This is a genomic window from Microbacterium sp. 22303 (genome assembly GCF_052045265.1).
GTDB lineage: Bacteria > Actinomycetota > Actinomycetes > Actinomycetales > Microbacteriaceae > Microbacterium.
This window is the reverse complement of sequence record NZ_JBQEOQ010000001.1, coordinates 311,354-337,292: the sequence shown is the minus strand read 5'-3', so window position 1 is coordinate 337,292 and position 25,939 is coordinate 311,354. Positions and strand designations below refer to the sequence as shown.

At 70.3% G+C, this 25,939-nt stretch carries 31 protein-coding genes; 7 read left to right on the top strand and 24 right to left on the bottom strand.

Annotated features, from left to right (window positions below; all coding sequences use genetic code 11):
• The first annotated feature begins 122 nt into the window (after positions 1-122).
• Complete coding sequence (locus ACTJI8_RS01585) at positions 123-1,187, top strand: AI-2E family transporter (RefSeq protein ID WP_440731661.1); 1,065 nt, start codon at positions 123-125, stop codon at positions 1,185-1,187.
• Between the two features lie 6 nt (positions 1,188-1,193).
• Here ACTJI8_RS01585 and ACTJI8_RS01580 read toward each other — a convergent pair whose 3' ends face one another.
• The 9 genes from ACTJI8_RS01580 to rpsB all read right to left on the bottom strand — a co-directional run bounded on the left by ACTJI8_RS01580 (position 1,194) and on the right by rpsB (position 7,948).
• The gene (locus ACTJI8_RS01580; protein ID WP_440731660.1) at positions 1,194-1,907 is read right to left on the bottom strand and encodes an alpha/beta hydrolase; all 714 of its coding nucleotides are present in this window, start codon (positions 1,905-1,907) and stop codon (positions 1,194-1,196) included.
• 1 nt (position 1,908) lies between these two features.
• Positions 1,909-2,193 (bottom strand): hypothetical protein, encoded by a 285-nt coding sequence (locus ACTJI8_RS01575; protein ID WP_440731659.1) that lies wholly within the window; start codon positions 2,191-2,193, stop codon positions 1,909-1,911.
• 13 nt (positions 2,194-2,206) lie between these two features.
• Positions 2,207-2,830, bottom strand: coding sequence for a transglycosylase SLT domain-containing protein (locus tag ACTJI8_RS01570; RefSeq protein ID WP_440731658.1), 624 nt, complete (start codon positions 2,828-2,830; stop codon positions 2,207-2,209).
• A 127-nt stretch (positions 2,831-2,957) separates the two neighbouring features.
• A complete protein-coding gene (locus ACTJI8_RS01565) occupies positions 2,958-3,539 on the bottom strand; it encodes a DivIVA domain-containing protein (RefSeq protein WP_440731657.1) in 582 nt (193 codons plus the stop codon).
• The gene (locus ACTJI8_RS01560) at positions 3,536-4,627 is read right to left on the bottom strand and encodes a phosphatidate cytidylyltransferase (protein WP_440731656.1); all 1,092 of its coding nucleotides are present in this window, start codon (positions 4,625-4,627) and stop codon (positions 3,536-3,538) included. The genes ACTJI8_RS01565 and ACTJI8_RS01560 overlap by 4 nt, the downstream gene beginning before the upstream one ends.
• 8 nt (positions 4,628-4,635) lie before the next feature.
• A complete protein-coding gene (frr, locus tag ACTJI8_RS01555) occupies positions 4,636-5,190 on the bottom strand; it encodes a ribosome recycling factor (RefSeq protein WP_045273202.1) in 555 nt (184 codons plus the stop codon).
• Positions 5,191-5,292: 102 nt separating this feature from the next.
• The gene (pyrH, locus tag ACTJI8_RS01550) at positions 5,293-6,009 is read right to left on the bottom strand and encodes a UMP kinase (protein WP_440731655.1); all 717 of its coding nucleotides are present in this window, start codon (positions 6,007-6,009) and stop codon (positions 5,293-5,295) included.
• A gap of 109 nt (positions 6,010-6,118) precedes the next feature.
• Entirely contained in the window at positions 6,119-6,946 is an 828-nt protein-coding gene (gene tsf / locus ACTJI8_RS01545; RefSeq protein ID WP_440731654.1) for a translation elongation factor Ts, read from the bottom strand.
• Positions 6,947-7,024: 78 nt separating this feature from the next.
• A complete protein-coding gene (rpsB, locus tag ACTJI8_RS01540; RefSeq protein WP_440731653.1) occupies positions 7,025-7,948 on the bottom strand; it encodes a 30S ribosomal protein S2 in 924 nt (307 codons plus the stop codon).
• 285 nt (positions 7,949-8,233) lie between these two features.
• Here rpsB and ACTJI8_RS01535 point away from each other — a divergent pair, with 285 nt between their 5' ends.
• Positions 8,234-8,965: a murein hydrolase activator EnvC family protein gene (locus ACTJI8_RS01535; RefSeq protein WP_440731652.1), complete on the top strand. Its 732-nt coding sequence runs from the start codon at positions 8,234-8,236 to the stop codon at positions 8,963-8,965.
• A gap of 42 nt (positions 8,966-9,007) precedes the next feature.
• On the opposite strand, the gene ACTJI8_RS01530 is transcribed toward ACTJI8_RS01535, so the two are convergent.
• From ACTJI8_RS01530 to ACTJI8_RS01490, 9 genes are all read right to left on the bottom strand, one after another.
• Positions 9,008-9,910, bottom strand: coding sequence for a tyrosine recombinase (locus ACTJI8_RS01530; RefSeq protein WP_440731651.1), 903 nt, complete (start codon positions 9,908-9,910; stop codon positions 9,008-9,010).
• A gap of 61 nt (positions 9,911-9,971) precedes the next feature.
• Entirely contained in the window at positions 9,972-11,228 is a 1,257-nt protein-coding gene (dprA, locus tag ACTJI8_RS01525; protein ID WP_440731650.1) for a DNA-processing protein DprA, read from the bottom strand.
• Positions 11,225-12,754: a YifB family Mg chelatase-like AAA ATPase gene (locus ACTJI8_RS01520; RefSeq protein WP_440731649.1), complete on the bottom strand. Its 1,530-nt coding sequence runs from the start codon at positions 12,752-12,754 to the stop codon at positions 11,225-11,227. The genes dprA and ACTJI8_RS01520 overlap by 4 nt, the downstream gene beginning before the upstream one ends.
• Positions 12,751-13,113, bottom strand: a complete 363-nt coding sequence (locus ACTJI8_RS01515) for a YraN family protein (protein ID WP_440731648.1) — start codon at positions 13,111-13,113, stop codon at positions 12,751-12,753. The genes ACTJI8_RS01520 and ACTJI8_RS01515 overlap by 4 nt, the downstream gene beginning before the upstream one ends.
• Before the next feature lie 140 nt (positions 13,114-13,253).
• Complete coding sequence (locus tag ACTJI8_RS01510) at positions 13,254-13,580, bottom strand: DUF2469 family protein (RefSeq protein WP_045273217.1); 327 nt, start codon at positions 13,578-13,580, stop codon at positions 13,254-13,256.
• A gap of 52 nt (positions 13,581-13,632) precedes the next feature.
• On the bottom strand, positions 13,633-14,292 hold the full coding sequence (locus tag ACTJI8_RS01505) for a ribonuclease HII (protein WP_440731647.1): 660 nt from the start codon (positions 14,290-14,292) through the stop codon (positions 13,633-13,635).
• Entirely contained in the window at positions 14,273-15,058 is a 786-nt protein-coding gene (gene lepB / locus ACTJI8_RS01500) for a signal peptidase I (RefSeq protein ID WP_440731646.1), read from the bottom strand. Before lepB ends, ACTJI8_RS01505 begins: the two co-directional genes overlap by 20 nt.
• 119 nt (positions 15,059-15,177) lie before the next feature.
• Positions 15,178-15,528: a 50S ribosomal protein L19 gene (rplS, locus tag ACTJI8_RS01495; protein WP_440732424.1), complete on the bottom strand. Its 351-nt coding sequence runs from the start codon at positions 15,526-15,528 to the stop codon at positions 15,178-15,180.
• 251 nt (positions 15,529-15,779) lie between these two features.
• Positions 15,780-16,292: an MFS transporter permease gene (locus ACTJI8_RS01490; protein ID WP_440731645.1), complete on the bottom strand. Its 513-nt coding sequence runs from the start codon at positions 16,290-16,292 to the stop codon at positions 15,780-15,782.
• Between the two features lie 120 nt (positions 16,293-16,412).
• On the opposite strand from ACTJI8_RS01490, the gene map reads away from it, so the two are divergent.
• Positions 16,413-17,195: a type I methionyl aminopeptidase gene (gene map / locus ACTJI8_RS01485; RefSeq protein ID WP_440731644.1), complete on the top strand. Its 783-nt coding sequence runs from the start codon at positions 16,413-16,415 to the stop codon at positions 17,193-17,195.
• A gap of 81 nt (positions 17,196-17,276) precedes the next feature.
• On the top strand, positions 17,277-17,867 hold the full coding sequence (locus tag ACTJI8_RS01480; protein ID WP_440731643.1) for a histidine phosphatase family protein: 591 nt from the start codon (positions 17,277-17,279) through the stop codon (positions 17,865-17,867).
• A 63-nt stretch (positions 17,868-17,930) separates the two neighbouring features.
• Here the strand turns inward: ACTJI8_RS01480 and trmD are convergent, their stop codons facing one another.
• The 4 genes from trmD to rpsP are packed head-to-tail and all read right to left on the bottom strand — an operon-like array spanning position 17,931 to position 19,928.
• Positions 17,931-18,656, bottom strand: a complete 726-nt coding sequence (trmD, locus tag ACTJI8_RS01475; protein WP_440731642.1) for a tRNA (guanosine(37)-N1)-methyltransferase TrmD — start codon at positions 18,654-18,656, stop codon at positions 17,931-17,933.
• The gene (rimM, locus tag ACTJI8_RS01470; protein ID WP_440731641.1) at positions 18,646-19,257 is read right to left on the bottom strand and encodes a ribosome maturation factor RimM; all 612 of its coding nucleotides are present in this window, start codon (positions 19,255-19,257) and stop codon (positions 18,646-18,648) included. Before rimM ends, trmD begins: the two co-directional genes overlap by 11 nt.
• A 2-nt stretch (positions 19,258-19,259) precedes the next feature.
• Positions 19,260-19,490 (bottom strand): RNA-binding protein, encoded by a 231-nt coding sequence (locus tag ACTJI8_RS01465; protein ID WP_045273224.1) that lies wholly within the window; start codon positions 19,488-19,490, stop codon positions 19,260-19,262.
• Positions 19,491-19,496: 6 nt separating this feature from the next.
• Entirely contained in the window at positions 19,497-19,928 is a 432-nt protein-coding gene (gene rpsP, locus ACTJI8_RS01460; protein WP_440731640.1) for a 30S ribosomal protein S16, read from the bottom strand.
• Positions 19,929-20,155: 227 nt separating this feature from the next.
• On the opposite strand from rpsP, the gene ACTJI8_RS01455 reads away from it, so the two are divergent.
• The 3 genes from ACTJI8_RS01455 to ACTJI8_RS01445 all read left to right on the top strand — a co-directional run bounded on the left by ACTJI8_RS01455 (position 20,156) and on the right by ACTJI8_RS01445 (position 23,350).
• Positions 20,156-21,103: an ornithine cyclodeaminase family protein gene (locus tag ACTJI8_RS01455; protein WP_440731639.1), complete on the top strand. Its 948-nt coding sequence runs from the start codon at positions 20,156-20,158 to the stop codon at positions 21,101-21,103.
• On the top strand, positions 21,103-22,086 hold the full coding sequence (locus ACTJI8_RS01450) for a proline racemase family protein (protein WP_440731638.1): 984 nt from the start codon (positions 21,103-21,105) through the stop codon (positions 22,084-22,086). Before ACTJI8_RS01455 ends, ACTJI8_RS01450 begins: the two co-directional genes overlap by 1 nt.
• A gap of 79 nt (positions 22,087-22,165) precedes the next feature.
• Entirely contained in the window at positions 22,166-23,350 is a 1,185-nt protein-coding gene (locus ACTJI8_RS01445; protein WP_440731637.1) for an amidohydrolase family protein, read from the top strand.
• Positions 23,351-23,436: 86 nt separating this feature from the next.
• On the opposite strand, the gene ACTJI8_RS01440 is transcribed toward ACTJI8_RS01445, so the two are convergent.
• Together ACTJI8_RS01440 and ACTJI8_RS01435 are read right to left on the bottom strand one after the other, a co-directional pair.
• Positions 23,437-24,915: an aldehyde dehydrogenase family protein gene (locus tag ACTJI8_RS01440; protein WP_440731636.1), complete on the bottom strand. Its 1,479-nt coding sequence runs from the start codon at positions 24,913-24,915 to the stop codon at positions 23,437-23,439.
• A gap of 10 nt (positions 24,916-24,925) precedes the next feature.
• Positions 24,926-25,927, bottom strand: coding sequence for a proline racemase family protein (locus ACTJI8_RS01435; RefSeq protein ID WP_440731635.1), 1,002 nt, complete (start codon positions 25,925-25,927; stop codon positions 24,926-24,928).
• Positions 25,928-25,939: the final 12 nt, after the last annotated feature.

Genomic DNA, 25,939 nt, shown 5'->3' with positions numbered 1-25,939 from the left:
GAAACGACCTGTATGGATGCCACGAGAGGCCCCTCGGCGCGCTCAGCCACGGCCGTTCGGCGATGCTCTGAGGCTCTATGAGCTGCGCCGGTTACGCTGAAGAGCCCAGCCCGAAGGATCCCATGAAGCTGCACAACCCGTTCCGCACCGCCCTGGTGGCGACCCTCGGCGTGGGCCTGGGCATCATGCTCATCCAGAGCGTGCAATCCCTGTCCACGATCCTGCTGTACGTCGGAACAGCCTTGTTCCTGAGCCTCGGCCTGGATCCGATGGTGAGCTGGCTGACCCGTCGCCGTCTGCCTCGGTGGGCGGCCGTGCTGATCACGATCCTGGTCGTGCTCGGGGTGTTCGCGGGCATCGTGCTGATGGTGATCCCCATCCTGGTGACCCAGATCTCCCAGCTCGTTCAGCAGATCACGCAGATCGTGAACAGCGGCACGGCCATGGCCGACTTCAAACACTGGCTGGAGGGGCTGCTCCCCAATCTCGACGTCGACACCGTGTTCGGCTATGTCAACGACTGGCTGAACAAGAACCTCGGCGATATCAGCAGCTCGATCGGACAGGGCGTGATCGTGGTCGGAGGTGCCCTCTTCGCGGGGATCAGCGGCACGTTCATCGTGCTGATCCTGACGATCTACTTCACGGCGGCGATCCCGTCGCTCAAGGGCGCCGTGTACCAGGTCGTCCCCGCCTCCAAGCGCGACCGCTTCATCGATCTCGCCGAGCAGATCACCGCCTCGGTCGGGCACTACGTCATGGGCCAAGTCGCCATGGGCGTGATCAACGGCGTGCTGAGCTTCATCTTCCTGTCGATCATCCAGGCGCCCTTCCCGATCGTGCTCGCAGTGATCGCGTTCTTCTTCTCCCTGATCCCGCTCGTCGGCACCCTGACCGGCTCGACGCTCATCGTGCTGCTGTGCCTGATCCCCGGGCTCGGGTCTCCCCCGTGGGCCTGGTTGATCGCCGCCGCCTACTACCTCGTGTACATGCAGATCGAGGCCTACGTCATCTCGCCGCGTGTGATGAACCGCGCAGTCGCCGTGCCCGGAGCCGTGGTCGTGATCGCGGCGCTGTCGGGCGGCGCGCTGCTCGGCCTGCTCGGCGCGCTCATCGCGATCCCGGTCGCGGCCAGCATCCTGATCATCTACCGCCAGGTGCTCATCCCGAGGATGAACGAGAGATAGCCGCCCTCAGGCCGCGGGCCACTCGCGCGACAGCGGAAGTGCGGCGGGGTTCACCGCCGAGACGATCTCGTCCAGCACGCGACGAGTCTGACTCTCACCCACCCAGAGGTGCTTGCCGCCGTCCACGGCGATGAGCTCGACGTGCGGGATCGCTGCGAACCGCGCCGCGGCCTCGGCCGGACGCAGATAGTCGTCGAGCTCGGGGACCAGGACCACGACGCGCCGCTCGTCGTGCGCCCAGGCGGCCACCTCGTCGGCGGTCGCGCGGTGCAACGGCGGCGCGAGCAGGATGACGCCCTCGATGTCGTGCTCGCGGCCGTACTTGAGCGCGAGCTCGGTGCCGAACGACCAGCCCACGAGCCATGGCCGGGGCAGGCCGCGCTCCCGCGCGAACGCCATCGCCGCGGCCACGTCGTGGCGCTCCGCCGCTCCGCCGTCGAAGACGCCCTCGCTCGAGCCTCTCGGCGAACTCGTACCGCGTGTGTTGAAGCGCAGCACGGCGAGATCGGCCAGCGCCGGCAGCCGTGCCGCCGCCTTGCGCAGGATGTGCGAATCCATGAAGCCGCCCGCGGTGGGCAGCGGATGCAGCGTGACGAGCGTCGCCACCGGATCCGCGGCCTGCGGCAGGGCGAGTTCGCCGACGAGGCGCAGCCCGTCCGCGGTGCGCAGTTCGATGTCCTCGCGTCGCGCGGGCAGAGGGCGAGGTCCGCGGATCTCCACGTCAGCTCCTGTTCCAGCAGCCGTTGTGCCAGTGCCGCCGAGCGGCCAGGTCGGCCGCGTCACCGAGCACGCCGTCCGCGCGCCAGACCACCAGATGCGCGGTGCGCGCAGGGATCACGCTCCGACAGCCCGGGCAGACGTACTCCTTCTGCGCCTGCGCCGCCGTCAGAGGCTGGACGTACCACTCCGAGCCGCCCCGCGCCTCTGTACGCTTCCATCCGGCGATCAGCCGGTCGAGCGAATCCTCCTGCGGGCGCTCCTGACGTCGTCGGTGCGGGCGTGGCATGGGTGAGCGCCGCTCACCACCAGTTGTTGGCGGACCAGAACGCCACGGCGGCGCCCCAGCTGCCGTAGCGGCCCACGGCGTAGCCGTTGCCCCAGCGCAGGTTGTCGACGGGGTCGTAGCCGTTCCCGGGCACCTTGCTGCACGGCAGCGCCTGCACCAGACCGCACGCGCCGGATCCGCTGTTGGTGGCGTTCGGGTTCCAACCGCTCTCGCGGCTCACGATGTAGTCGACGTAACCCCAGTCGCTGGATGCGATGCCCGCTGCGGCCATCCACTCCGCCGGCGCGCCGCCGCCGCTGTAGTACATCGGTCCCGCATCCCCCGATGAACCGGAAGAAGAGGAGGAGTCATCGCTGGATGCGACCACCGGCTCAGGCGTCGGAGTCGGCTTCGGCGCGACATAGACGTCGAACGCATCGCGCGTCTGCGTGGTGGGCGTCACGCCGTGCACGGAGACGGTGATGTTCTGCGCGTCGCGGGCCGCCAGCGAATAGGCCGTGGTCGCCGCGGCGTGGGCGGGCTCCGAGGCCGACATCGCGAACCCGGCGGGAGCCACGATCGCGACGGAGAATCCGACCACGGCGAGCCCTGCGAGCACCGCGGAGGTCGCACTCCGACCGGGGCGTGCATTCGCCACCGGACGGGGAGCTGTGGCTGCGTCGTTCTGCACGGCGGTTCGGGGGCGCGCCGCAATCGAATCGTTATCGGGAGTCACAATGGGTCCGAGTTTAGCCAGCCGAACCTGAATTCGCCATGAGAATCGCTCAACGGATCGCGAGCAGCACGTCGATGGTCGCGTCGAGGAGCGCATCGACCTGCTCCTCGCGGTAGCCGCGGCGCTGCATCCGGAACGCGGTCTGACGCACCTGCTCCGCTGTCAGCGCGTCGCCGTCGCGGAGGAAGCGCACGATGCGCTTGGCGACGTGATCTACTTCGTCGACGCGGTATCCGAAGGTCAGCATCCCGGTGCGGGCGAACTTGTGCCCCTGCGGTCGGGTGAGGTGGTCCAGGATCACCTGCGCGTCGGTGCGCGCCCGCCCGACCCAGGCGGAGGCGCCGTCCGTGGAGACGACGAGGGCGCGCTCGCGCTGCGCGAATGCCTCCTCGACCCTGGCCAGCGCGGCGTCGACGGCGGCGATGTCATAGCCGCCCCGCACCAACGGGAACGAGGCCGCGCGGATGTCGGAGGATCCGATTCCGTCCGCCTCGTCCTCGAACGCACGACGCGCGCGGAGCAGGAACGTGTCGACAGCGGCGCGCTGATAGCCCTTCTCCCTTCGCGGGAGCACGGGAAAGCTCGGCGCGGCGCCGGAGGCGTCGCGATCGGTTCGTGCGGAATCGGTCATGCTGCCGCCAGAGGGGTGAGAAGGAGGTACAGGGCGAGCGCGACCACAGCGGAGGGGAGCATGCTGTCGAGCCGATCGAGCAGACCGCCGTGCCCGGGGATCCAGGAGCTCATGTCCTTGATTCCGAGATCGCGCTTGAGCAGCGACTCCCCCAGGTCGCCGATCGTCGCGGAGGCCACGAGGACTGCGCCGACGATGAGGCCGGCCCACCATGGCAGGCCGAGGAGAAAGACGCCGACGAGGGCACCGGCGACCAGAGATCCGAGGACCGCACCGGCAAAGCCCTCCCACGTCTTCTTGGGGCTGACGCGAGGCGCCATCGGATGACGCCCGCCACGCCCGAACAGCAGGCCTGAGGCGTAGGCGCAGGTGTCGGCCACGACCACGACCACGATGAGCGAGAGCACCCACCACTCTCCGCGGGGCTGACGCAGCAACATCAGCATCAGCGCGCCGAGGAACGGCACATACACCTGGATGAACCCGCCGGCCAGGGCGTCGGTGAGGACGTCGCCGTAGGTGCGCCCGTCCTTTGCGACCATCTGAGCGACCAGACGCCACACGACGACGCCGAACACGGCGACGAACAGCATCACCCAGGTCAGCCAGGGCTCGGCGAAATAGCCGCCCGCCGCCAGCGCCGCCCCGAGCACGAGCTGCGGCCACAGGTCGACCTTGCGTCCGCCGCTGCGCAGCGCGAGCACGAGCTCCCAGACGGCGATCAGGATGATCGCGAGGCCGATCACCACGAACGACCACTTCGCCAGCAGCAGGGAGGCGAGGATCACACCGCCGATCAGCAGGCCGACGCCGGTCGCGACGACGAGGTCGCGCCCGGTGCGCTCCTTGATGCGCTCGTTCGCCTGATCCAGCTGGTCACGAGCGTGCGAGACATGCGTCTCGATCTCAGCCTTCTTCGCACGGAATTGCGCCTGCAGGTTCTCGCCGCTGCGCTGGGCCGGACTCTCCTGGCCGCGCGGCGGTGGGATCTCGTCGTCGCGGCGCTGCTCAGCGTCATGGATGCGCGACGGAAGCGGCGGTCTCGGAGGGATCCTCGACGCGTCCTCGTCGCCGGAAGGGGTGCTCATAGGCGGTCTCAGACCTCGAGCAGCTCTGCCTCTTTGCGCTTGACAGCCTCGTCGATGAGGTCGACGTGCTGGCGCGTGAGGGCGTCGAGCTCCTTCTCGCCGCGAGCGATCTCATCCTCGCCGAGGTCGCTCTTCAGACCGTCCAGCTCATCTTTCGCCTTGCGCCGGATGCCGCGGACATGCACCTTCGCGTCCTCGCCCTTGCTCTTCACGAGCTTGACGTACTCCTTGCGACGGTCGGCCGTGAGCTCGGGCATCGTGACGCGCACGATGTTGCCGTCGTTCGTCGGGTTCGCGCCCAGATTCGGCATGTCGCGGACCGCCTGCTCGATGGCCTTGAGCGCGGTCTTGTCGTAAGGGGTGATGATCAGCGAGCGCGCCTCCGGATTGGCGAGCGATGCGAGCTGTGCAAGCGGAGTCGGCGTGCCGTAGTAGTCCACCAGGACCTTCTGGAACATCTGCGGGTTCGCACGGCCGGTGCGCACCGTGCTGAAGTCCTCCTTGGCGGCCTCGACGGCGCGCTGCATGCGGGAGGTGGTGTCGGCGAGGACATCCGCGATCACGGTGACTCCTATTCGTCAGGGGGTTGCGATTCAAGTCTATCGGGGAGGATGTGCGGATCCCCGGCCCTACGCCCAGCGGCGCGGCCCGGGGATCCGATGCTCTCAGGCGATGACGCGGGTTCCGATCGGTTCGCCCAGCAGCGCGCGGGTGATGTTGCCCGCGGGCTCCATGCCGAACACGCGCATGTCCATGCCGTTGTCCATGCACAGGCTGAACGCCGTGGAGTCCACGACCTTGAGGCCGCGCACGAGCGCGTCCTGGAAGGTGATCTCCTCGATCCGCTCCGCCGAGGTGTCCTTCTTGGGGTCGGCCGTGTAGATCGCGTCCACGCCGTTCTTGGCGACCAGGACCTCGTCGGCGCCGATCTCCAGCGCACGCTGCGCCGCGACGGTGTCCGTGGAGAAGTACGGCAGGCCCGCGCCCGCGCCGAAGATCACGACGCGGCTCTTCTCCATGTGCCGCTCTGCACGCAGCGGCAGGTACGGCTCGGCGACCTGGGTCATGGCGATCGCGGACTGCACGCGCGGCGACGCGCCCGCCTGCTCGAGGAAGTCCTGCAGCGCGAGCGCGTTCATGACCGTGCCCAGCATGCCCATGTAATCGGCGCGGGCACGATCCATGCCGCGCTGGCTCAGCTCCGCTCCGCGGAAGAAGTTGCCGCCGCCGACGACGACGGCGATCTCGACCCGGTCGGTGGCCGCGGCGATCTCTCGCGCGATCTGGCTGACGATGTCGGGGTTGACCCCGAGCTGGCCGCCGCCGAAGGCCTCACCGGAGAGCTTGAGGACGACGCGTCGTCGCCCCTGTCGTTCGGTCATGGAGTACTTCCTCTCGTCTGGGAAAAGATATCGTCTGCAGCCCCCGTGCAGGAGCGGGGGCATGACGAAGGGGTCCGGATCCTGGTGGATCCGAACCCCTTCGATGCTGTTACGCGCCGACCTTGAAGCGGGCGAAGCCGGTCACGTTCAGACCGGCGTCCTTCGCGACCTGGCCCACGGACAGCTTGTTGTCCTTGGCGTAGTCCTGCTCGAGCAGGGCGACCTGCTTGAAGAACGCGGTCACGCGCCCCTCGACGATCTTCGGCAGGGCGGCCTCGGGCTTGCCCTCGTTGCGGGAGATCTCGGTCACGATCTCGCGCTCCTTCTCCACGTCCGCAGCCGGGACGTCCTCACGGGTGAGGTAGGAGGGGTTCGCGAACGAGATGTGCTGCGCGATGCTGCGAGCGGTCTCCGCGTCGTCACCCGTGTAGGCGACGACGACGCCGATCTGCGGCGGGAGATCCTTGCTCGTGCGGTGCAGGTAGACCTCGGTCCGCTCGCCGGAGATGGTGGCGACGCGACGCAGTTCGACCTTCTCGCCGATGATCGCAGCCTCGTCGGAGATCAGCTGCTCGACGGTCTGACCGCCGGCGTCCGCCGCGAGGGCGGCCTCGACGCTGTCCGCCTTGATGGCGGCGGCTGCGTCGGCGACCTTGTCGGCCAGCGCGATGAAGCGCTCGTTCTTCGCGACGAAGTCCGTCTCGCAGGCGAGCTCGACGAGCGTCACGGCGCCGTCCTGCTCGCGGGCGACGACCAGGCCCTCGCTGGTGGAACGGTCAGCGCGCTTGGCGTTGCCCTTCGCACCCTTCAGGCGAAGGATCTCGACGGCCTTCTCGACGTTTCCGTCGGCCTCTTCGAGCGCCTTCTTGGTGTCGACCATTCCCGTTCCGAGCTGCTCACGCAGCGCCTTGATGTCGGCGATGGTGAAGTTGGCCATGTTGTGGTGGCTCCTTGCTTCGTATGTATGCGTGGTGGATGCCGGTCAGCTGGCTTCTGCCAGATGACCGATAGGCGATTACTTGTCGGTCGACTCGGCGGCGGCGACCTCGGCCACCGTCTCGTCGGCAGCAGCGGCGATCGTCTCGTCGTGCGCCTCGGCGCCGGCCTCGTCCGCAGCGGACTCGGTCGCGGCGACCTCTGCGGCCGCGCCCTCGACGACCTCGGCCGCGGGGGCCTCGTCGGCGGCGGGGGCCTCGAGGAGCTCCTGCTCCCACTCGGCGAGCGGCTCGGCGTCGCCGACCTCGGGGTTGTGCTTGAGCTGCAGGCCCTCGGCCGCGGCGTCGGCGATGATGCGGGTCAGCAGCGACACCGAGCGGATCGCGTCGTCGTTGCCGGGGATCGGGTACTGGAAGTCGTCCGGGTCGGCGTTGGTGTCGAGGATGCCGATCACCGGGATGCCGAGCTTCTTGGCCTCGTCGATGGCGAGGTGCTCGCGCTTGGCGTCGACGACCCACAGGGCCGACGGGGTCTTGGTCAGGTTGCGGATACCGCCCAGCGACTTGTGCAGCTTGTCGAGCTCGCGCTTCTTGAGCAGCAGCTCCTTCTTCGTGAAGCCCGATGCGGCCGGGTTCTCGTAGTCGAGCTCCTCGAGCTCCTTCATGCGGGCGAGACGCTTCGCAATGGTGGTGAAGTTGGTGAGGAGGCCACCGAGCCAGCGCTGGTTGACGTAGGGCTGACCCACGCGCGTGGCCTGCTCGGCGAGGATCTCCTGCGCCTGCTTCTTGGTGCCCACGAAGAGGATGGTGCCGCCGTGTGCGACCGTCTCCTTGACGAAGTCGTAGGCCTTGTCGATGTAGCCCAGCGACTGCTGCAGGTCGATGATGTGGATCCCGCTGCGCTCCGTGAGGATGAAGCGCTTCACCTTCGGGTTCCACCGGCGGGTCTGGTGTCCGAAGTGAACGCCGCTGTCGAGCAGCTGGCGGATGGTGACGACGGCCATGGTCGTACTCCTTGTTCGTTGAGGTTGTGCTGCCGATCGGGTGATCGGCGATCCTGGTGCCCGGCGCACACTCCGCTCTCCTGCGAGAGACCTGTGGAGTGTTCGCCACGTTGAACGCTGTGGGCACGCGTAGTCACCCCGACAGACGGGGTGCCGTGCAAGCATATCAGGGTCGCGACGCCGGAACACGCGCGATCCGTCCGCACAATCCCGCCGGTGCGCAGGCTGTGCACCGATTGCGCGGAAGACTCACCGAGCGAACGCCGCACGGCGGAGGATCGGAGGATGAACTCTCCTCGTCGCCTTGCCTCCCCGAATCGCGGCGGGCGTCCGCCGCTCGGGCTGCTCGCGGTGGCGGCCGCATTGCTCGGCGGGCTGCTTCCCGTGGTGCTTTCGGCGGCGTCGCCGGCGGCGGTCGCGGCTGGAGGTCCTGCACGCACCGGCGACGTCGGTCAGATCGAGGTGAGTTCGCGGGCTTCGGGCCGGGGTCCGGCAGCTTCGGGCCTTGGTCCCGCGACTCCGGGCCTTGGTCCCGCGACTCCGGGCCTTGGTCCGGCAGCGGAGGGGCGCGCTTCGGCGGGTGGCTCCTCCTCGCTGCCGGACCACGATTGGCTCTGGCCGATCGAGGGCGCGCGTTCGGTGCTCGTGCCGTTCCGGGCCCCCGCGCACGACTACGGACCCGGGCACCGCGGCATGGACATCGCGGCGACAGGCGGGGCCCGAGCACCGGCCGACGGCGTGATCGCGTTCCGAGGCGTGGTCGTCGACCGTCCGCTGCTGACGATCGACCACGGCAACGGCCTGGTCACGACGTTCGAGCCCGTGCAGTCGGAGTTGGCCCCCGGCACGATCGTGCATCGAGGGGAGGTCATCGCGACCCTGTCCACCGGCGGGCATACGCCCGCCGGTGCCCTGCACGTCGGTGTGCGCTGGAACGGCGTCTACATCAACCCCATGCTGCTGTTCGGCGACGTGCCGCGCGCGGTGCTGCTGCCCTGCGGGACCGACGGCTGCTGACCACTGCCACGGGCATGATGGCGACGCGCGTCCGTGCGTCCGTCACGCCCGTGGGTGCGCGAGGCGGTAGCTCGCCGCGAGGCGCTCCGCCGAGACGTGCGTGTAGATCTGGGTCGTCCCCAGACTCGCGTGCCCGAGGATCTCCTGCACCGCGCGCAGGTCCGCTCCACCGTCGAGCAGGTGCGTGGCAGCGGAGTGGCGGAGCGCGTGGGGTCCCACGGTCTCCGCGCCGATCACGGGCGCGAGCACACGAGCGACCAGTTCGTACACCGCGCGCGGTCCCAGGGCTCCTCCGCGCGCACCGCGGAACAGCGCAGGGCCTGGCCGCTCCGCGCGGGCGACGAGCACGGGTCGGGCGCGGCGCAGGTACGAGGCGACCGCATCACGCGCCGGCGCGCCGAACGGCACGACGCGCTCCCTGTCGCCCTTGCCGAGCACGCGGGCGGTGCCTCGGTCGAGGTCGACGTCGTCGACGGCGAGCCCGCACAACTCGGAGACGCGCATGCCCGATCCGTACAGGAGCTCCAGGATCGCGCTGTCGCGAAGCCGGACAGGATCTCCGTCGAGTGCGGCGTCGCGCGCCTCGTCGAGCAGCACGCGCATCGCGTCGGCCGATGCCACCGCCGGCAGGGTGCGCCCTCGCTTGGGTGTCACGAGGCGCAGCGCGGGGTCGTGCGCGATGAGCCCGGCCTCGGCGGCCCAGGCGAAGAACGAGCGCACCGCCGCCGTCCGTCGAGCCAGGGTCGATCGCGCGTCACCCCGCTGCGTGGCTCGCCACAGCCAGTCCCGCAGCGCCTCGAGATCGACGTCGTCGAGCGCCGCATCCGCCGTCGACGCCGCGAGATCGGCCAGATCCGACCGGTACGCGCGCACCGTCGCCGGCGACAGCCGCCGCACCTGGGCGAGGTGCGTCGTGAACGCCGTGGCGGCCTCGGATACGCGCATGACTCCAGCATGCGCTCCCCGGCTCTGCACCGGCGGGAGCACGCGCGGGCACCACGACCTCTCATTGCAGGATGCTGCGCCACCCGTGCTCGGAGCGGACCGCGCTGCCATCCAGCTCCAAGATGCCGAGGAGCGCCTCGACTCGATCCGCGCTCAGCCCGCTGCGCTGCGCGAGCTGCGTGCTGCTGCGTGGCGTGCGCACGTTCAGCGCGTCGGCCAGGCGCACCATGTCCGGATCCTCCGAGGCCGTCGCCGGCGTCACCGCGGCGACCCCGAGCAGCTCGCGCACGTCGGCGACGGACGTGATGCAGCGCGCGTCGTAGTCGCGCAGCAGCCGGTGGCAGCCCGCGGACGCCGTCGAGGTGATCGGACCCGGTACGGCGCCGAGCGGTCTGCCGAGCGCGGCCGCGTGCCCCGCCGTGTTCAGGGACCCGCTGCGGTGCCCGGCCTCGACCACGACCGTCGCGGCGGAGAGCGCACTGATCAGCCTGTTGCGTGCCAGGAACCGCCACTTGGTCGGGGCGGTGCCGCAGGCCACCTCGCTCACCAGCGCGCCACTCGTCAGAATCCGCTCGAACAGCTGCGCATGCCCGCTCGGGTAAGGCCGATCCACCCCTCCGGCGAGCACGGCCACCGTCCTTCCTCCGGCACGAAGCGCGGCGCGGTGCGCCGTACCGTCGATCCCGTACGCGCCTCCGGAGAAGATCACGCGCCCCTCTGCGGCGAGCTCGGCCGCCAGCTCCCCCGCGACGTGTTCGCCGTAGCTCGACGAGGCCCTGGCGCCGACGAGCGCGACGCCGTCTCCCGTCAGCACCGTCGGATCGCCACGCAGCCACAGCGCGTGCGGGGCATGCGCACCCAGATCTGCTGCGCACGCGGGCCATTCCGGATCGGGCGGCAGCAGAAGGCTCGCTCCGATGCGTGCTGCGGTCCGCAGCGCTCCGAGATGCGGCAGCGGGTCGAGCCGGGGAGCCCAGCGTCGCCGCCCGTCCCGCAGCGCTCCCGCTGCCGGGCGGTCGTCCACGCCATCCTGGCGATCCCCCTCACCGCTCGCCATGAGGTCCAGTGCCTCCTGGGGCCCGAGCGCGGCGACGAGCGCGCCCGCGACGCCGTCGCCAGGCTCGGTGATGAGATTCCAGATCAGGCCGTCACGCACCTCGGGCCGCTCCGCATCGGGACGGACACGGGTGGCCGCCTCAAGGAAGCGCTCGTCCTCCCGGAAGGCGCGCAACCGTGCCGCGAGTGCTCCGCCGCCCGGTGCGCGCCGCTCGCTGCGCTCCGCGCTCCCCGCCGCAGTGGTCTGCTCCGTCGCGCTCATGCCGTCATCCCCTTCTTCAGGAACAGGGCGCGCCCCACATGGGCGAGCCCCGGTGCGTCCGCCCCCGCCAGGTCGGCTACCGACCACGCCAGCCGCAGGACCCGGTCGTATCCGCGCAGCGTGAGGGCCCCGCGTTGCAACGCGCGATCCAACGGCGCCCGCGCCTCGGCGGGGAGCCGGAAATCTCCCTGGCGCAGCCATGTGCCTGGCACGTGCGCGTTGAGCCGCCACGGCGTGCCCCTCCAGCGCCGCGCAGCGCGGTCCCGCGCCTCCTCGACCCGCCCGCGCGCATCGGCCGTCGAGAGCGTGCCGCGCTCCTGCGTGCTGACCTGGGCGGCCGAGACACGGGCGACCCGCACCTCGATGTCGAGCCTGTCCCGGATCGGACCGGACAGCCGTGCCGCATAGCGCCGGATCGCGGAGGGAGGGCAGATGCACTCCTCGCCGACCACGCCGAAGGCTCCACAAGGGCACGGATTCGTGGCGAGCACCAGCTGGAACCGCGCGGGGAAGCGCGTCGTGAACTCGGCGCGATGGATCTCGATCATCCCCGCCTCCAGCGGCTGCCGGAGCGCGTCCAGGACACCGCCCGGGGCCTCGGCCGCCTCGTCGAGGAAGAGCAGCCCGCCATGGGCTCGGGCGATCGCACCTGGCCGGGCCGCTCGGGATCCGCCGCCGATCATGGCGGCGATCGACGCACTGTGATGGGGCGCGACGAACGGCGGCCGGAGGTCCAGGCGGGTGAGGTTCTCCCCCATCAGCGAACGGATCGAGGCGGCTTCGAGGGCCAGCTCCTCGTCGAGGTCCGGGAGGATCCCGGCGAGCCTGCGCGCCAGCATGGTCTTGCCGGCGCCGGGCGGACCGGACAGGAGCAGGTGGTGCCCTCCTGCCGCGGCGGCCACGAGGGCGGCGACCGCCTCGTCCTGTCCGATCACATCCGCCAGCTCCGGCGCAGGACCACTCCGCGCCGGTGTCGCCGCGGCGAGCACCGGTTCAGGATCGACGAGCTCGGCCAGCTCGGCACCGTGCAGCAACGCCACGTGGGCGAGGCTCACGGCCGCGTGCACCTCGAGCCCTGGTACGAGCCGGGCCTCGGCCTCATTCGCGACGGGCACCACCGCCCGCTCGAACCCAGCCTCCCGCGCCGCATGCAGCGCCGGCAGCACCCCGGGAATCGGGCGCAGCCGCCCGTCCAGTCCGAGCTCGCCCAGATGCACCGTGCGAGCGAGCGAGACCTCATCGAGGGATCCGGTCGTGCCGAACGCCGCGATCGCGATCGCGAGATCGAACGCGGCCCCGTGCTTGGGCAGGCCGGCGGGCGACAGGTTCACCGTGAGCTTGCGCCGCGGCAGGTCGAGGCCGCTGTTGCGGCAGGCGTTGTGCACACGGCGCACCGCCTCGCCGAGCGCACGGTCCGCAAGCCCGATGAGATCGAACCCCGGCGTCTGCTGCGAGAGATCCGCCTCGACGTCCACCATGTGTCCGTTCAACCCGGTCAGGGCGACCGCCCAGGTGCGCGCGGTCATCGCAGATCCTGCAGGTGTTCGAGGACTCCGATCGCCGGATCCGCGCCCACGATCCCGATCGCCTCGAGCCGCAGCGCCTGCCCCCGGCTCGCCATCGGGTGCTCCCGCACCCATACGTGCACCAGTCGCCACAGCCGCTGCCGCTTGCGCTCGTCGATCGCTTCGAACGGGTGTCCGTAGTCGAGGGTGCGCCGAGTCTTCACCTCGACGAACGCCAGCGTGCCATCGCGCTGCGCGACGATGTCGAGCTCACCCTGATCGCACCGCCAGTTGCGGTCGAGGATCCGGTATCCGAGTCGGGTCAGGTGCGCTGCGGCGCGGTCCTCCCCCGCGCGTCCGAGATCGTCTTTGGCTGCCATGATCGACAGCCTGACCGCCGCTGCGGCGTCGTGGAGCGCCGTTCACGCAACCCGTGCGCAATCGGCGGGATCATCCGCCTGGGGAGGAAGATCGCGGGAGGGGCAGCGGTCAGGCCAGAGGGCGCCCGCCACGGCATGAATCACTCGCCGTCGAGTGAGAGCTCCTGCGGCAGTTCGAACTCGCGGCGCGACAGCTCCTCGACGTTCACGTCCTTGAACGTGAGCACGCGCACGGACTTCACGAAGCGGTCGGCGCGGTAGATGTCCCACACCCAGACGTCATTCATGGACACTTCGAAGTAGAAGTCATGCTCGGTGTCCCGGCGCACCACGTTGACCTCGTTGGCGAGGTAGAAGCGGCGCTCGGTCTCGACCACGTACTGGAACTGCAGGACCACGTCGCGGTACTCGCGGTACAGGGCGAGCTCGAGCTCACGGTCGTAGTCGTCGAAGGCGTCGTCATCCATGATCCCCCATCCTACGAGAGCGGGATCCGCGGGGCCGCATCCTCGCGCGCGGTCAGAACAGCGTGGGCGCGTCGGCGATCGCCCAGGACGAGCGGTGGTGGCGGGTCAACCCGCGCAGACGGATCGCCTCGCGGTGCTCGATGCTCGCGTAACCCTTGTTCCGCTCCCACTGGTAGTGCGGGAACTCGGGCGCCAGGTCGACCATGAGGGCATCGCGTGCCACCTTGGCCAGCACCGAGGCCGCGGCCACCGACGCGCAGTCCCGGTCGGCCTTGATGATCGAGCGCACGGTCAGGCGCCCGGGATGCACGGCAGAGACGTAGTCGTGGTTGCCATCGAGGATCACGAGCGCCGTCGAGGCCTCCCAGGCGTCCCCGCAAGCCGCGATGATCGCACGGGACGCGGCGAGGCCCAGTGCGCGCATGATGCCGACCTCGTCGATCTCGGCGCTCGAGGCCCAGCCCACCGCGCTCGCAGGCGCCCAGGCGCCGGCACGGTCGGCGACCTCGGGCCGGCGCTTCTCCGGCACCAGCTTGGAGTCGCGCAATCCCTGCGGCACCCGCCGTCGTGCGGCGGCCGCGTCCACCACGGTCGCGCCGACGGCCACCGGGCCGGCCAGCGCTCCTCGCCCGACCTCGTCCAGGGCGATGAGATGGGAGTGCTCCCGCAGCAGCCGCCGCTCGAGGACCAGGCTAGGCTCGACGACCGCCACGGCGGCGCTCCTGTGGCTTCGGCTTCGACACCCCGTTGAACACGGCGTAGTGACCGTCGACGAGGCCGAACCGGTCGAACGGCCACGTGGTGAGGAATGCGCGCCCGACGATGTTCTGCATCGGCACGAATCCGCCCCCGGGCTGATCCTGGTGATAGCGCGAGTCCTCGGAGCGCGTGCGGTTGTCCCCCAGCACCCACACCGCGCCCTTGGGCACGGTGACATCGAACGGGATGCTGGACGCGCGTGCGTCGCCCACGCCGGGTTTGAGATACGACGACTCGTCGATCGGAGCGCCGTTCACGGTGAGCTGGCCCAGTGAGTTGCAGCACACGACATGATCACCCGGAAGGCCGATGAGGCGCTTGACCAGATGGTCGTCCGAGTCGGGGGCGGCGACCCCGATCAGGGTGAGGAACCATTCCCCGGCCTCGAACAGCGGGGACCGCGGCGGCTGCGGCGGCGCCGGCGGCAGCCAGCCGCCCGGATCCTTGAAGACCACGACGTCGCCGCGGTGATAGCCGTTCCAGTGCGGAGTGACCTCATCGACGAGGATGCGGTCCTTGACGAGCAGCGTGTTCTCCATCGAGCCGGACGGGATGTAGAAGCTGCGCACCACGAAGGTCTTCACGAGGAAGGAGACCAGCACCGCGATGAGCAGGATCACCACGACGTCGCGGAGGAAGATCACCCAGCCGCGTCGTCGCGGCGTCGTCTGCTCCCGCACCGCGTCGGCGGGTCCGGCCGCCGCGAGCTCTTCCGTCATGCGCCATCCTTCACAGGCCTCGGCCGTCGACTGACGGCGCCTTCCAGCTTCTCATGTCCAGGGAACGAACAAGCGCCCCGGGAACCGTGTCTCGGGGCGCTTGTTCGAAAGCGGATGGGTCAGCGCGCGTCGCGCTTCTCCTTGATCTTCGCCTTCTTGCCGCGCAGGTTGCGGAGGTAGTACAGCTTGGCGCGGCGCACGTCGCCGCGGGTGACGACCTCGATGTGGTCGATCACCGGGGAGTGCACCGGGAAGGTGCGCTCGACGCCCACCTGGAAGCTGATCTTGCGGACCACGAAGGTCTCGCGCACACCGTCGCCCGAGCGGCCGATGACGACACCCTGGAAGACCTGGATACGGGAGCGGCTGCCCTCGATGATGTTGACGTGCACCTTGACGGTGTCGCCGGGGAAGAAGTCGGGGATGTCGGAGCGGAGCGAAGCCGCGTCGACGACGTCGAGGATCTGCATGATCGTCTCTCTCTGCATTCGCCTCAGGTCGCATGCATGTAGGAAGGGGTGAAAGGAGTGTTGTGTGCCGAACGGAGCGCTGAGCGCCCGCGGGTTCCCCTGAGGCAGAACCGGGTCACGGCACAAAGAACCATTCTGCCATGGAACCGGATCCGCACCAAAACGGGATCGGCTCCTCCCGGCCCACGGCTCAGCGCGCGGAGAGGTCGCGCCCGGGGCGCGAGGAAGACCGCGGCCGCGCGCTCCGGGCGTCAGGCCCCTGAACGGTCCGTCTCCGTGATGACGAAGACGTCTCCCTGCTGCGACATCCGCTCTCGCTGAGGGCCGCCAGGATCCCCGTATGCCGCGGCGCGCATCGCTTCGCCGTCGATCGCGAATGCGGCCCTGCCGCGCTCCGCCAGGTCCTTCCAGAGCTGCCAGAGGGTCGACCAGAACAGGCCGAGGAACGCCACGATGGTGCCGGTCAGCAGCCAGCCGAACGCACTCTGCGGGAAGAAGCCCAAGGCGATCGTGAGGCCATGCCACACGGTGAACCCGATGACGTCGCGCCAGGAGACCGCGCGCTCCTCTCGGACGGTCGGGCGCGCGCGCACGAGCGACCCCAACGCCACCTCACCGACGAGCACCGAGGGCAGAGCGACGAACAGCACCCAGAGGAAGGCCCAGCCTCCGGCCTGGAACACACCCCAGCCGATGAACAGCCACAGCGGCAGCACCAGGGCGGCCGGGAACAGCCAGGAGAAGAAAGCGCGCCGGATCCACATACCGCGATGCTACGTCGGGGGCACCGACGCGGATCCGCGCGTTCGCTGTGAGCGTCGCCGGCGGAGAGGCGTCGGCCGCCAGAGAGGTAGGAGAGAATGGACCAGACGAGAGGACTGGGAATGATCGAACTGCGCACCCCCGCCGAGATCGAGGAGATGCGGGCGGCCGGACGCTTCGTGGCGGAGACGCTGGCGACGCTGCGTGCCGAGACCAAGGTGGGCACGAACCTGCTCTCGATCGATCGGCGCGCGCACGACATGATCCGCAAGGCCGGTGCCGAGTCCTGCTACATCGACTACCACCCCTCGTTCGGCGCGAGCCCGTTCGGGAAGGTCATCTGCACGTCCGTGAACGACGCCGTGCTGCACGGACTGCCCCACGACTACACACTGCGCGACGGCGACCTCGTCTCCCTCGACTTCGCCGTCTCCGTCGACGGCTGGGTCGCCGACTCCGCCGTGTCGTTCGTGGTCGGCACCCCGCGCGATGAGGACCTTCGCCTCATCGACACGACCGAGCGCGCCCTGGATGCAGCGATCGCGGCGGCCGTGGTCGGCAACCGGATCGGCGACATCTCGGCCTCGATCGCCGCCGTCGCTCACGGCGAGGGCTACTCGATCAACACGGACTTCGGCGGGCACGGCGTCGGCCGCATCATGCACGGCGACCCGCACGTGCCCAACGACGGCCGGCCCGGACGCGGCTTCCCGCTGCGCGCCGGCCTCGTGATGGCGCTGGAGCCCTGGTTCCTCGCGACCACGGACGAGCTCGTCACCGACCCGGACGGCTGGACGCTGCGCAGTGCCGACGGCTCCCGTGGCTCGCACTCGGAGCACACGGTCGCGATCACCGAGGACGGCCCGATCGTCCTCACCGACCGCACGTTCCTCGGCGTCGACTGATCCCGGATGCGCCCGCGCTGAGGCGTACCCCGGAGCCGAGCGGCCGCTGTGCCGAAGCGGGTGCTGTGCCATTCTGTCGGCATGCCTCTCGCCGCACGGATGCCGGATCGCCTGTTCCTCGCGCGGCATGGCCAGACCGAGTGGAATCTCGAGCGCCGGATGCAAGGTCGGCTCGACTCCCCACTCACCTCCGCCGGCATCGAGCACGCGCATGCGATCGCACGGCGGCTGGAAAGCTCAGGCGTCGGGCTGATCTGCACGAGTCCGCTGGGACGCGCACGACGCACCGCGGAGATCGTCGCCGAACACCTCGATGTGGCCGTGGTCGTCGTCGACGAACTCGCGGAGGTGGATCTGGGGACCTTCGCGGGGCGCACCTGGGATGAGATCGATGAGACCCACCCCGGTGTCCGCGCCCTGCGGTCGGAGAACCGATACGGATGGGCGTTCCCCGGTGGCGAAAGCTACGCGTCGGCGCGACCGCGGGCACTCCGGGCGCTGGAGGAGTGCTCCTGGGCCGGTGAAGGGACACCGCTGCTCGTCTCGCACGAGATGATCGGCCGGCTGCTGCGCGGCGCCATGCTCGGGTACGGGCATGCGGACACGCTCGCGCTGCGCCACCCGCATGGGATCGTCTTCGAACTCGCCCACGGAACAGAGCGCCTGCTCTGAGAAGGTCCGCCAGGATCCCGATCCGCCTCCGGTCGGTCGCCATGAAGCAGCGCGGGACGGCGCTCAGCCCTCGTCGGACAGCAGGTCGGGGCGGCGGCGACGGGTGCGCTCGAGCTGTTGCTCCCGACGCCAGGCAGCGATCGCGCCGTGGTTCCCGCTCAGCAGGATCGGCGGCACCTCGCGCTCGCGCCAGACCGACGGCTTCGTGTACGAGGGGTACTCGAGCAGGCCATCCTCATGTGATTCCTCGACGAGGCTCTCAGGGTTGCCGACGACACCGGGGATGAGTCGGCCGATCGCCTCGATCATCGCCATGACGGCGACCTCTCCCCCGTTCAGCACGTAGTCGCCGAGACTGATCAGGCGCACTTCGCCCAGGCTTGCGGCCTCCTCGAACACGCGCTCGTCGATGCCCTCGTAACGGCCGCAGCCGAAGATCAGATGCTCGCGGTCGGCGAGCTCGCGCGCGGTCGACTGCCGGAACACCTCGCCCGCCGGTGACGGGAAGATGATGGTGGGGCGAGCGTCGAGCGGCTCCGGAACAGAAGCCGTGCGAGCGGGCTCGGCCGCGAGCTGGTCGAGCGCGAGCCCCCAGGGCTCCGGCTTCATGACCATGCCGGCGCCGCCCCCGTAGGGCGTGTCGTCGACGGTGCGGTGCCGATCGCTCGTCCAGTCCCGCAGGTCGTGGACGTTCAGGTCCAGGATCCCGCTGTCGCGCGCCTTGCCCAGCAGCGAGAGGGTCAGCCCGTCGAAGTACGACGGGAAGATCGAGACGACGTCAATCCGCACCGGGAGCGTCCTGCTCGGAGGCGTCGGCGGGTGCGTCCTCGTCCGCGAGCTCCTCGAACAGTCCGGCGGGCGGCGTCACGACGATGCGTCCGGCGGCGATGTCCACGGTCGGCACGATCGCCGAGACGAACGGCACCATGATCTCGGATCCGTTCCCCGATGCAGGCCGGACGATGAGCAGATCCTGCGCGGGAAGGTGATCGACGCGGATCACGCGCCCGACGACGACGTCATCGCGGACGACGTCCAGCCCGGTGAGCTGGTGGTCATACCAGGCGTCGTCTTCGGGCTCCTCGGTCTCGTCCTGGTCGATCCACAGGATCGCCTTGACCAGGCCTTCGGCCGCGGTGCGGTCGTCGACGCCCTCGAAGAACACGACGGAGCTGCCGTTCATCACCCGGTGCTCGCGGACGGTGATGGACTTGCCGTGCCACGGAGATGCCTCAGGCACCTGCAACGTGAACTCGGCGCCGGGCACGAAGCGCCCGGCCGGATCGTCGGTGTACAGCTCCAGCTTGAGCGCGCCCTTGAGGCCGTGCGCCTTGACGAGGCGCCCGACGCGCAGCTGGTTGCGGCCTGACGGGCGGTCGGTGGTGGCCACGCTCAGTCGTCCGCGACGTCGACGCGAACGCGACGTCCGTCCGCGAGCGCGGTGATCAGCGTCCGCAGGGCCTTGGCGGTGCGGCCGCCGCGCCCGATCACGCGACCCCGGTCATCGGGGTGCACGTGCACCTCGAGGACGTCGCCGCGGGGCGACGAGGTGGCGGTGATGGTGACATCCTCCGGGTGATCGACGATCCCCGAGACGATGTGCTCGAGCGCGGCAGCCAGCACGACGGATTACTCCGCGTCGGTCGCAGCGTCGGCTGCGTCCTCGGCGGCGGTCTCGACGGAAGCCTCCTCGACGGGAGCCTCCTTCTTCTCGACCTTGGGCTTGATGACCGACTTCTTGGAGGAGTCGGCCTCGAAGGCCACCTTCTCGCCGGCGACCTTGAGGGTGGACTTCGCGTCCTTGTCACCCTTGAACTTGCCCCAGTCGCCCGTGATCTTGAGGATGGCGGCGACCTGCTCGGTCGGCTGCGCGCCGACCGACAGCCAGTACTGCGCCCGCTCGGAGTCGACCTCGATGAACGAGGGCTCCTCGGTGGGGTGGTACTTGCCGATCTCCTCGATCACGCGACCGTCGCGCTTGGTGCGCGAGTCGGCGACGACGATGCGGTAATACGGCGCGCGGATCTTGCCCAGGCGCTTGAGACGAATCTTGACAGCCACGATTCTCCTGAATGGTGTGGAAGGAAGACGAACTGATCACCTGGAGCGTGGGGTGCACACCCGGTGGAAGCTCTGCGGGTGGATCACGGCCGGATAGAGGGTCGAGCGGTGATCCAGCTGTCCATTCTGCCAGATCCGCGGCCCTGAGGCGAAACGACGCGGATCACGGTGGGTTTGACTGCCATCCGATCTGTACTGCATGACATATTACTGGTTAGAGTGAGGGCATGTCCGATGTGATCGCCGATCTCGCCCTCATCGATGCGGCGACCCTCGCGGCCCGCGTGAGCATGGCCGACGCGATCCGGGCCGTCGGCGAGGTGCTCCGCGGCGGCTTCGACCCCGAGGGCGACCTGCCCCGCACGATCCTCGATGTCCCGCACGGGCAGCTGCTGCTCATGCCCGCCGCCTTCGGCGGGATGGCCGGACAGAAGCTCGCCTCCGTCGCTCCGGACAACCCGGCACACGGACGGGACCGCATCCAGGCCGTCTACGTGGTGCTGGACGGCACGACGCTCGCGCCGATCGCCGTCATGGACGGCACGGCTCTCACTTCTCTGCGCACGCCGGCCGTCAGCGCCGCCGTGGTGGACGCGCTGGCCGGCCCCGATGCCGGCGACCTCGTCGTGTTCGGCACCGGACCTCAGGCCGTGCAGCACGTCCGGGCGCTCTGCACCGTGCGCGCGCTCCGCACGGTACGCCTGATCGGACGGGATCCGGCCAAGGCCGCGGATGCCGTCGCCCACGCCCGGGACTTCGCGACGGAGGCGGATGTCGCCGTCGGATCCGTCGCGGACCTCGCCGCCGCCGACCTCATCGTGTGCGCGACCACGGCGACGGATCCGCTCTTCGTCGCCGACGCGGTGCGCACAGACGCCACCGTCGTCGCGATCGGCTCGCACGAGCCCGGTAAGGCGGAGCTGCCGCCCGCTCTGCTCGGCCGCGGTCAGGTCGTGGTGGAGAGCCGTCGCGTCGCGGCGACGGAGGCCGGGGACGTCATCCGTGCCCTGGATGCCGGCGCGCTGCATCCGGAGGAGCTCGTCACGATGCATGAGCTGTTCACGGGGAAGGTCTCCCCCGCCAAGGACCGGCCGAGGATCGTGAAGACGTGCGGCATGGGGTGGCAGGATCTGGCGGTCGCCGCCCGCGCCGTCCGCACCGGAGAGGAGCGATGATGACCATGATCACGGAGGATTGGCACACCGCCGGAGAGCCGTTCCGGATCGTCGAGGGCGTGCCGACCCACGGTGCCACCGTCGCCGAGCGCCGGGTCGACGCGATGAACGGCGAGGCGGACGGCGTCAGACGCTTCCTCTGCCTCGAGCCCCGCGGCCACGACGACATGTACGGCGGCTTCCTCACGCCGCCCGACGACGCCGGCGCCGACTTCGGCGTGCTGTTCTGGCACAAGGACGGCTTCTCCACGGCGTGCGGGCACGGCACCATCGCGCTTGGAGCCTGGGCGGTGCGCACCGGTCGCGTGCCCTCGGATCCGGACGGCGAGACGACGGTCACGATCGATGTGCCGAGCGGTCGCGTGCAGGCCCGCGTGCGACAGCAGGGCGGCCGGATCACCGAGGTGGTCTTCCGCAACGTGGAGTCGCGGGTGCTCGCGCGCGGAATCTCCCTGGAGACGTCGCACGGGCCGGTCGACGTCGACCTGATCTTCGGCGGCGCCGTGTACGCGACGCTGCCCGCCTTCGCGGTCGGCCTGTCCGTGCTCCCGGAGCACACCGCCGACCTCATCCGCATCGGGCGCGAGATCAAGTGGGCGCTGAACGAGCATCCGGCCGCCCAGCTCGACGACGCGCGCCTGAGCGGCGTCTACGGCACCATCCTGGTCGACGACCTCGGACGCACCGAGCGCGGCCCCTGGCAGCGCAATGTGACGGTGTTCGCCGACGGCGAGGTGGATCGCAGCCCGTGCGGATCCGGAACAGCCGCCCGTGTGGCGCTGCTCGCGGCATCCGGCGTGCTCGGCGACGGCGAAGAGCTCACGCACGACTCGATCCTCGGAACCCGCTTCCACGCGAGCGTCGCCGAGCGCACCGCGGACGGCGTCATCCCCGAGGTGCGCGGCCTCGCGCATCGGGTCGGATCGTGCGCCTTCGAGCTCGACGAGGGCGACCCGCTGCCCGACGGCTTCAGTCTGCGCTGACGTCCGGGGCCTGCCCTATCGTGAGGGATCCTGGCTCGCCCGGCTCACCCTCACCTCCGATCACCGTCAAGGAGCACCTATGCGCACCGGATCCCTCAGCATCCTCGGAGCAGCCGTCTGGGACGGCGAGCGCTTCGAGGAGCGCGACCTGCACATCGTCGACGGCCGCGTCGCCGATCGCCCGGCCGGCGGCGCGACGACGGTGGACGGTCATGGCCAGTGGCTCATCCCCGGCCTCATCGACGCGCATTTCCACGCCTACGCGACCAGCCAGGACGGGCTGGAGGACGAGCGCGGCCCGCTGAGTTTCGCGGCGATCAACGGGACCCGCCGTCTCGGTGCGGCGCTGGCACGCGGCTTCACCACCGTGCGCGACGTGGCAGGCGGCGACATCGGCCTCGCGCGCGCGATCGATGCCGACCTCTTCGACTCGCCGCGCTACCTGTTCACCGGCCCCGCACTGAGCCAGACCGGCGGCCACGGGGATCCGCGCTCCGCGCACATCGACATCTGCTTCACGCACGGACACATGTGCGAGATCGTCGACGGGGTCGAACCGTTGCGCCTCGCCGTCCGGAACCGGCTGCGCACGGGCGCACACGCGATCAAGGTGATGACGTCCGGCGGAGTGTTCTCGCTGACGGATCCGATCCGGGTGCCCCAGTACTCCGAGGAGGAGCTGCGGGCCGTCGTCGCCGAAGCCACCCGGCAGCAGTCCTACGTCGCCGCCCACGCGTACTCCGCGGAGGCGGTGCGGCACTCGATCGACAACGGCGTCCGGTCGATCGAGCACGGCAACCTCATCGACTCCCCGACGGCGCAGCGCATGGCCGAAGCGGGCGCCTTCCTCGTTCCCACGCTCGCCGCCTACGACGCCATGGACCGACGCGGTGCGGGGATCGGCCTCAACGCCGTCTCCCTCGCCAAGAACGCCGAGGTCCTCTCGCACGGACAGGAGGCGGTGCGTCTCGCACTCGCCGCCGGCGTCCCGGTCGGTTTCGGCACCGATCTCATGGGCGAGCTCGAGGACGATCAGCTCTGCGGGGTGCGTCTGCAGGTCGAGGCGGCCGGCGCGGCGGAGACGCTGCGATCGATGACCACGGTCAACGCCGCCCTCATCCGCGACGAGCGCACCGGACACCTCGGCCTCGGCGCGTACGGCGACGCCGTGCTGCTGACGGCCGACCCCCTGGCCGAGCCCTCGGCGCTGTGGGAGCAGGACGCGCGCGCTCTCGTCGTGCGCGCCGGGCGTGCCGTCGGCTGATCCGCCGGCGGCAGAGCTGATCCGCCGAGGACGGAGAAGGGGCGGCCGCCCGTCGTCGGGCCGGCCGCCTCACTCGTGCTCGCGCCTCAGCGGGCGGACGCGCCCCACTCGGTGGAGCGGCCGGCCTCGCTGCGGGTCTGCGGCACGTGCCACGGGTTGTCGTCGCGCAGCGGCGGCGGAAGCAGCTCCTGCGGCGCGTTCTGATACGCCACTCCGCGCAGGAACCGGGTGATGCCGGCCGTGCCCACGCTGGTCGCATCGGTGGTCGTCGCAGGGTAGGGGCCGCCATGCTGCATCGCCGGAGTCACTGAGACGCCCGTGGGCCAGCCGCCGAACAGCACGCGGCCGCTCGTGGCGGCCAGGGCGTCGACGAGCACGTCCAGGGATCCGTCGGCCAGCTCGGCCGGACGCGCGTGCACGGTCGAGGTGAGGTTGCCGGGGAACAGCTCCTCGTGCACCGCAGGCAGCGCCGATGCGTCGGTGTAGCGCACGATAATGGACAGCGGTCCGAACGACTCCTCGAGCAGTGCCTCTCGGTGCGAGCGGAGCGTTTCGAGGTCAACGGCGACGACCGTGGGCGTGGCGTGGCGCTGTCCTTCCTCGTCCTCGTGGACCTCGCCCTCGGCGAGGACGGTCGCGCCCTCCGCGCCGAGCACGGCGGACCTGCGGCCCTCGAACGCCCGCCCGATGCCGGGGTTCAACAGGCGGTGCTCTGCCACACCCCCGACCGCGGGTGCGACCGCGGACAGGTCGGCGTCGGCCGGCACGAACAGGAAGCCCGGCTTCGTGCAGAGCTGACCGGCGGATCCGGCCACGGACGCGACGAAGCCCTGCAGCAGCTCGGCATCGGCGTACGTCGCGTACACCGGATTCACGCTGCCCAGCTCGCCGTAGAACGGGATCGGCCGCGGGCGGGCGGCGGCGATGTCCGCGAGCAGACGCCCGACGTGCGTGGAGCCGGTGAAGGCCCCCGCGCGGATCCGCTCGTCCTGCAGCAGGTCGACGCCGTTCTGCTGCCCCTCGATGAGCTGGAACACGCCCGTCGGCATCCCGGCGCCTTCGAGTGCCGCCGCGACGATGGCGGCCGTGCGCCGGGACAGCTCGGGGTGCCCCGAGTGCGCCTTGACCACGACCGGGCAGCCCGCGGCGAGGGCCGCCGCGGAGTCTCCGCCGGCGACCGAGAACGCGAACGGGAAGTTCGACGCCGCGAAGTTCAGCACCGGTCCGACCGGCTCCAGCACGCGGCGGACGTCCGGACGCGGACCGATCACGTAGTCGGGATCCGCCGCGTCGATCCGCGCGTCGAGGTAGGCGCCGCCGGCGATCGTGTCGGCGAACAGGCGCAGCTGCCAGGAGGTGCGCTTCACCTCGCCCGTGAGCCGCGCCTCGGTGAGGCCGGTCTCCCCCATCGCGATCGCGATGAGTTCTCCCGCGTGCGCGTCGAGGGCGTCGGCGACCGCGACGAGCGCGGCGCCGCGATCGGTAGGCGACGTGGCGGCGAAGGCGCGGGCCGCGGACGCCGCCCGCGCGGCGACCTCGGACACGGTGGGCGTGCTCTCAGACATGCATCTCCTCCTAGAAGACGAAGCCCTCGGGGAACGGGTCGTCCCCGTCGAGGATGTACTGGCCGAGCCCGGTCACCCAGGCTCGGCCGGTGATCGTGGGGATCACGGCGGGCCTGTCGCCCACGCTCGTCTCGCCGACCAGCCGGCCGACGAACTCCGTGCCGATGAACGACTCGTTCACGAACGGCGTGTCCAGTGCGAGCTCACCGCGAGCGTGCAGCTCGGCCATGCGGGCGCTCGTCCCGGTGCCGCAGGGCGACCGGTCGAACCAGCCGGGGTGGATGGCCATGGCGTGACGCGAGCGGACAGCGTCTGATCCTGGCGCGATGAATTCCACGTGGTGCACGTGGTTCGCCCCCTCCAGCAGCGGGTGCACCGGTGGGGCCTGCGTGTTGATCGCGTCCATGATCTGCAGGCCGGCGCGGACGATGTCGCCCTGCCGAGCGCGATCGAACGGCAGCCCGACCTCGTCGAGGTCGACGAGTGCGTAGTAGTTGCCGCCGAACGCGACCGAGTAGGTGATCTCGCCGGTCCCGGGCACCTGGATCCTCTCGTCGAGACGGTCCACGAAGCTGGGCACGTTCTCGATCGTGACGTTCACGGCGCGTCCGTCCTCGACCGAGACACGCGCGATCACGAGCCCCGCCGGAACGTCCAGCCGGATCTCGGTCACCGGCTCCGTGACCTCGACCATGCCGGTCTCCACCAGCACGGTGGCCACTCCGATCGTGCCGTGCCCGCACATCGGCAGGAATCCGGATGCCTCGATGAACACCACACCCCAGTCGGCGTCGTCGCGCGCCGGCGGCTGCAGGAGCGCGCCCGACATCGAGGCGTGCCCGCGCGGCTCGTTCATGAGGAAGCCGCGCAGCCCGTCGAGGTGCTCCATCGCGTACAGGCGGCGGTCGTTCATCGTCGCGCCGGGGATCCGGCCCACACCGCCCGTGACGACGCGGGTCGGCATGCCCTCCGTGTGCGAGTCGACGGCCTGCAGCACCCGGCGCGCGCGCATCAGCGGACTCCG

Bases quoted from the DNA above. Each gene is read 5' to 3' on its own strand.
- ACTJI8_RS01530 (WP_440731651.1), bottom strand. From the start codon at position 9,910: ATGCGCGTATCCGAGGCCGCCACGGCGTTCACGACGCACCTCGCCCAG.
- ACTJI8_RS01585 (WP_440731661.1), top strand. From the start codon at position 123: ATGAAGCTGCACAACCCGTTCCGCACCGCCCTGGTGGCGACCCTCGGC.
- ACTJI8_RS01575 (WP_440731659.1), bottom strand. From the start codon at position 2,193: ATGCCACGCCCGCACCGACGACGTCAGGAGCGCCCGCAGGAGGATTCG.
- ACTJI8_RS01535 (WP_440731652.1), top strand. From the start codon at position 8,234: ATGAACTCTCCTCGTCGCCTTGCCTCCCCGAATCGCGGCGGGCGTCCG.
- map (WP_440731644.1), top strand. From the start codon at position 16,413: ATGATCGAACTGCGCACCCCCGCCGAGATCGAGGAGATGCGGGCGGCC.
- ACTJI8_RS01440 (WP_440731636.1), bottom strand. From the start codon at position 24,915: ATGTCTGAGAGCACGCCCACCGTGTCCGAGGTCGCCGCGCGGGCGGCG.
- ACTJI8_RS01455 (WP_440731639.1), top strand. From the start codon at position 20,156: ATGTCCGATGTGATCGCCGATCTCGCCCTCATCGATGCGGCGACCCTC.
- ACTJI8_RS01565 (WP_440731657.1), bottom strand. From the start codon at position 3,539: ATGACCGATTCCGCACGAACCGATCGCGACGCCTCCGGCGCCGCGCCG.
- ACTJI8_RS01515 (WP_440731648.1), bottom strand. From the start codon at position 13,113: ATGGCAGCCAAAGACGATCTCGGACGCGCGGGGGAGGACCGCGCCGCA.
- pyrH (WP_440731655.1), bottom strand. From the start codon at position 6,009: ATGACCGAACGACAGGGGCGACGACGCGTCGTCCTCAAGCTCTCCGGT.
- ACTJI8_RS01450 (WP_440731638.1), top strand. From the start codon at position 21,103: ATGACCATGATCACGGAGGATTGGCACACCGCCGGAGAGCCGTTCCGG.
- lepB (WP_440731646.1), bottom strand. From the start codon at position 15,058: ATGACGGAAGAGCTCGCGGCGGCCGGACCCGCCGACGCGGTGCGGGAG.
- ACTJI8_RS01480 (WP_440731643.1), top strand. From the start codon at position 17,277: ATGCCTCTCGCCGCACGGATGCCGGATCGCCTGTTCCTCGCGCGGCAT.
- ACTJI8_RS01445 (WP_440731637.1), top strand. From the start codon at position 22,166: ATGCGCACCGGATCCCTCAGCATCCTCGGAGCAGCCGTCTGGGACGGC.
- ACTJI8_RS01435 (WP_440731635.1), bottom strand. From the start codon at position 25,927: ATGCGCGCGCGCCGGGTGCTGCAGGCCGTCGACTCGCACACGGAGGGC.
- ACTJI8_RS01510 (WP_045273217.1), bottom strand. From the start codon at position 13,580: ATGGATGACGACGCCTTCGACGACTACGACCGTGAGCTCGAGCTCGCC.
- rplS (WP_440732424.1), bottom strand. From the start codon at position 15,528: ATGCAGATCCTCGACGTCGTCGACGCGGCTTCGCTCCGCTCCGACATC.
- tsf (WP_440731654.1), bottom strand. From the start codon at position 6,946: ATGGCCAACTTCACCATCGCCGACATCAAGGCGCTGCGTGAGCAGCTC.
- ACTJI8_RS01520 (WP_440731649.1), bottom strand. From the start codon at position 12,754: ATGACCGCGCGCACCTGGGCGGTCGCCCTGACCGGGTTGAACGGACAC.
- ACTJI8_RS01560 (WP_440731656.1), bottom strand. From the start codon at position 4,627: ATGAGCACCCCTTCCGGCGACGAGGACGCGTCGAGGATCCCTCCGAGA.
- ACTJI8_RS01490 (WP_440731645.1), bottom strand. From the start codon at position 16,292: ATGTGGATCCGGCGCGCTTTCTTCTCCTGGCTGTTCCCGGCCGCCCTG.
- dprA (WP_440731650.1), bottom strand. From the start codon at position 11,228: ATGAGCGCGACGGAGCAGACCACTGCGGCGGGGAGCGCGGAGCGCAGC.
- rpsB (WP_440731653.1), bottom strand. From the start codon at position 7,948: ATGGCCGTCGTCACCATCCGCCAGCTGCTCGACAGCGGCGTTCACTTC.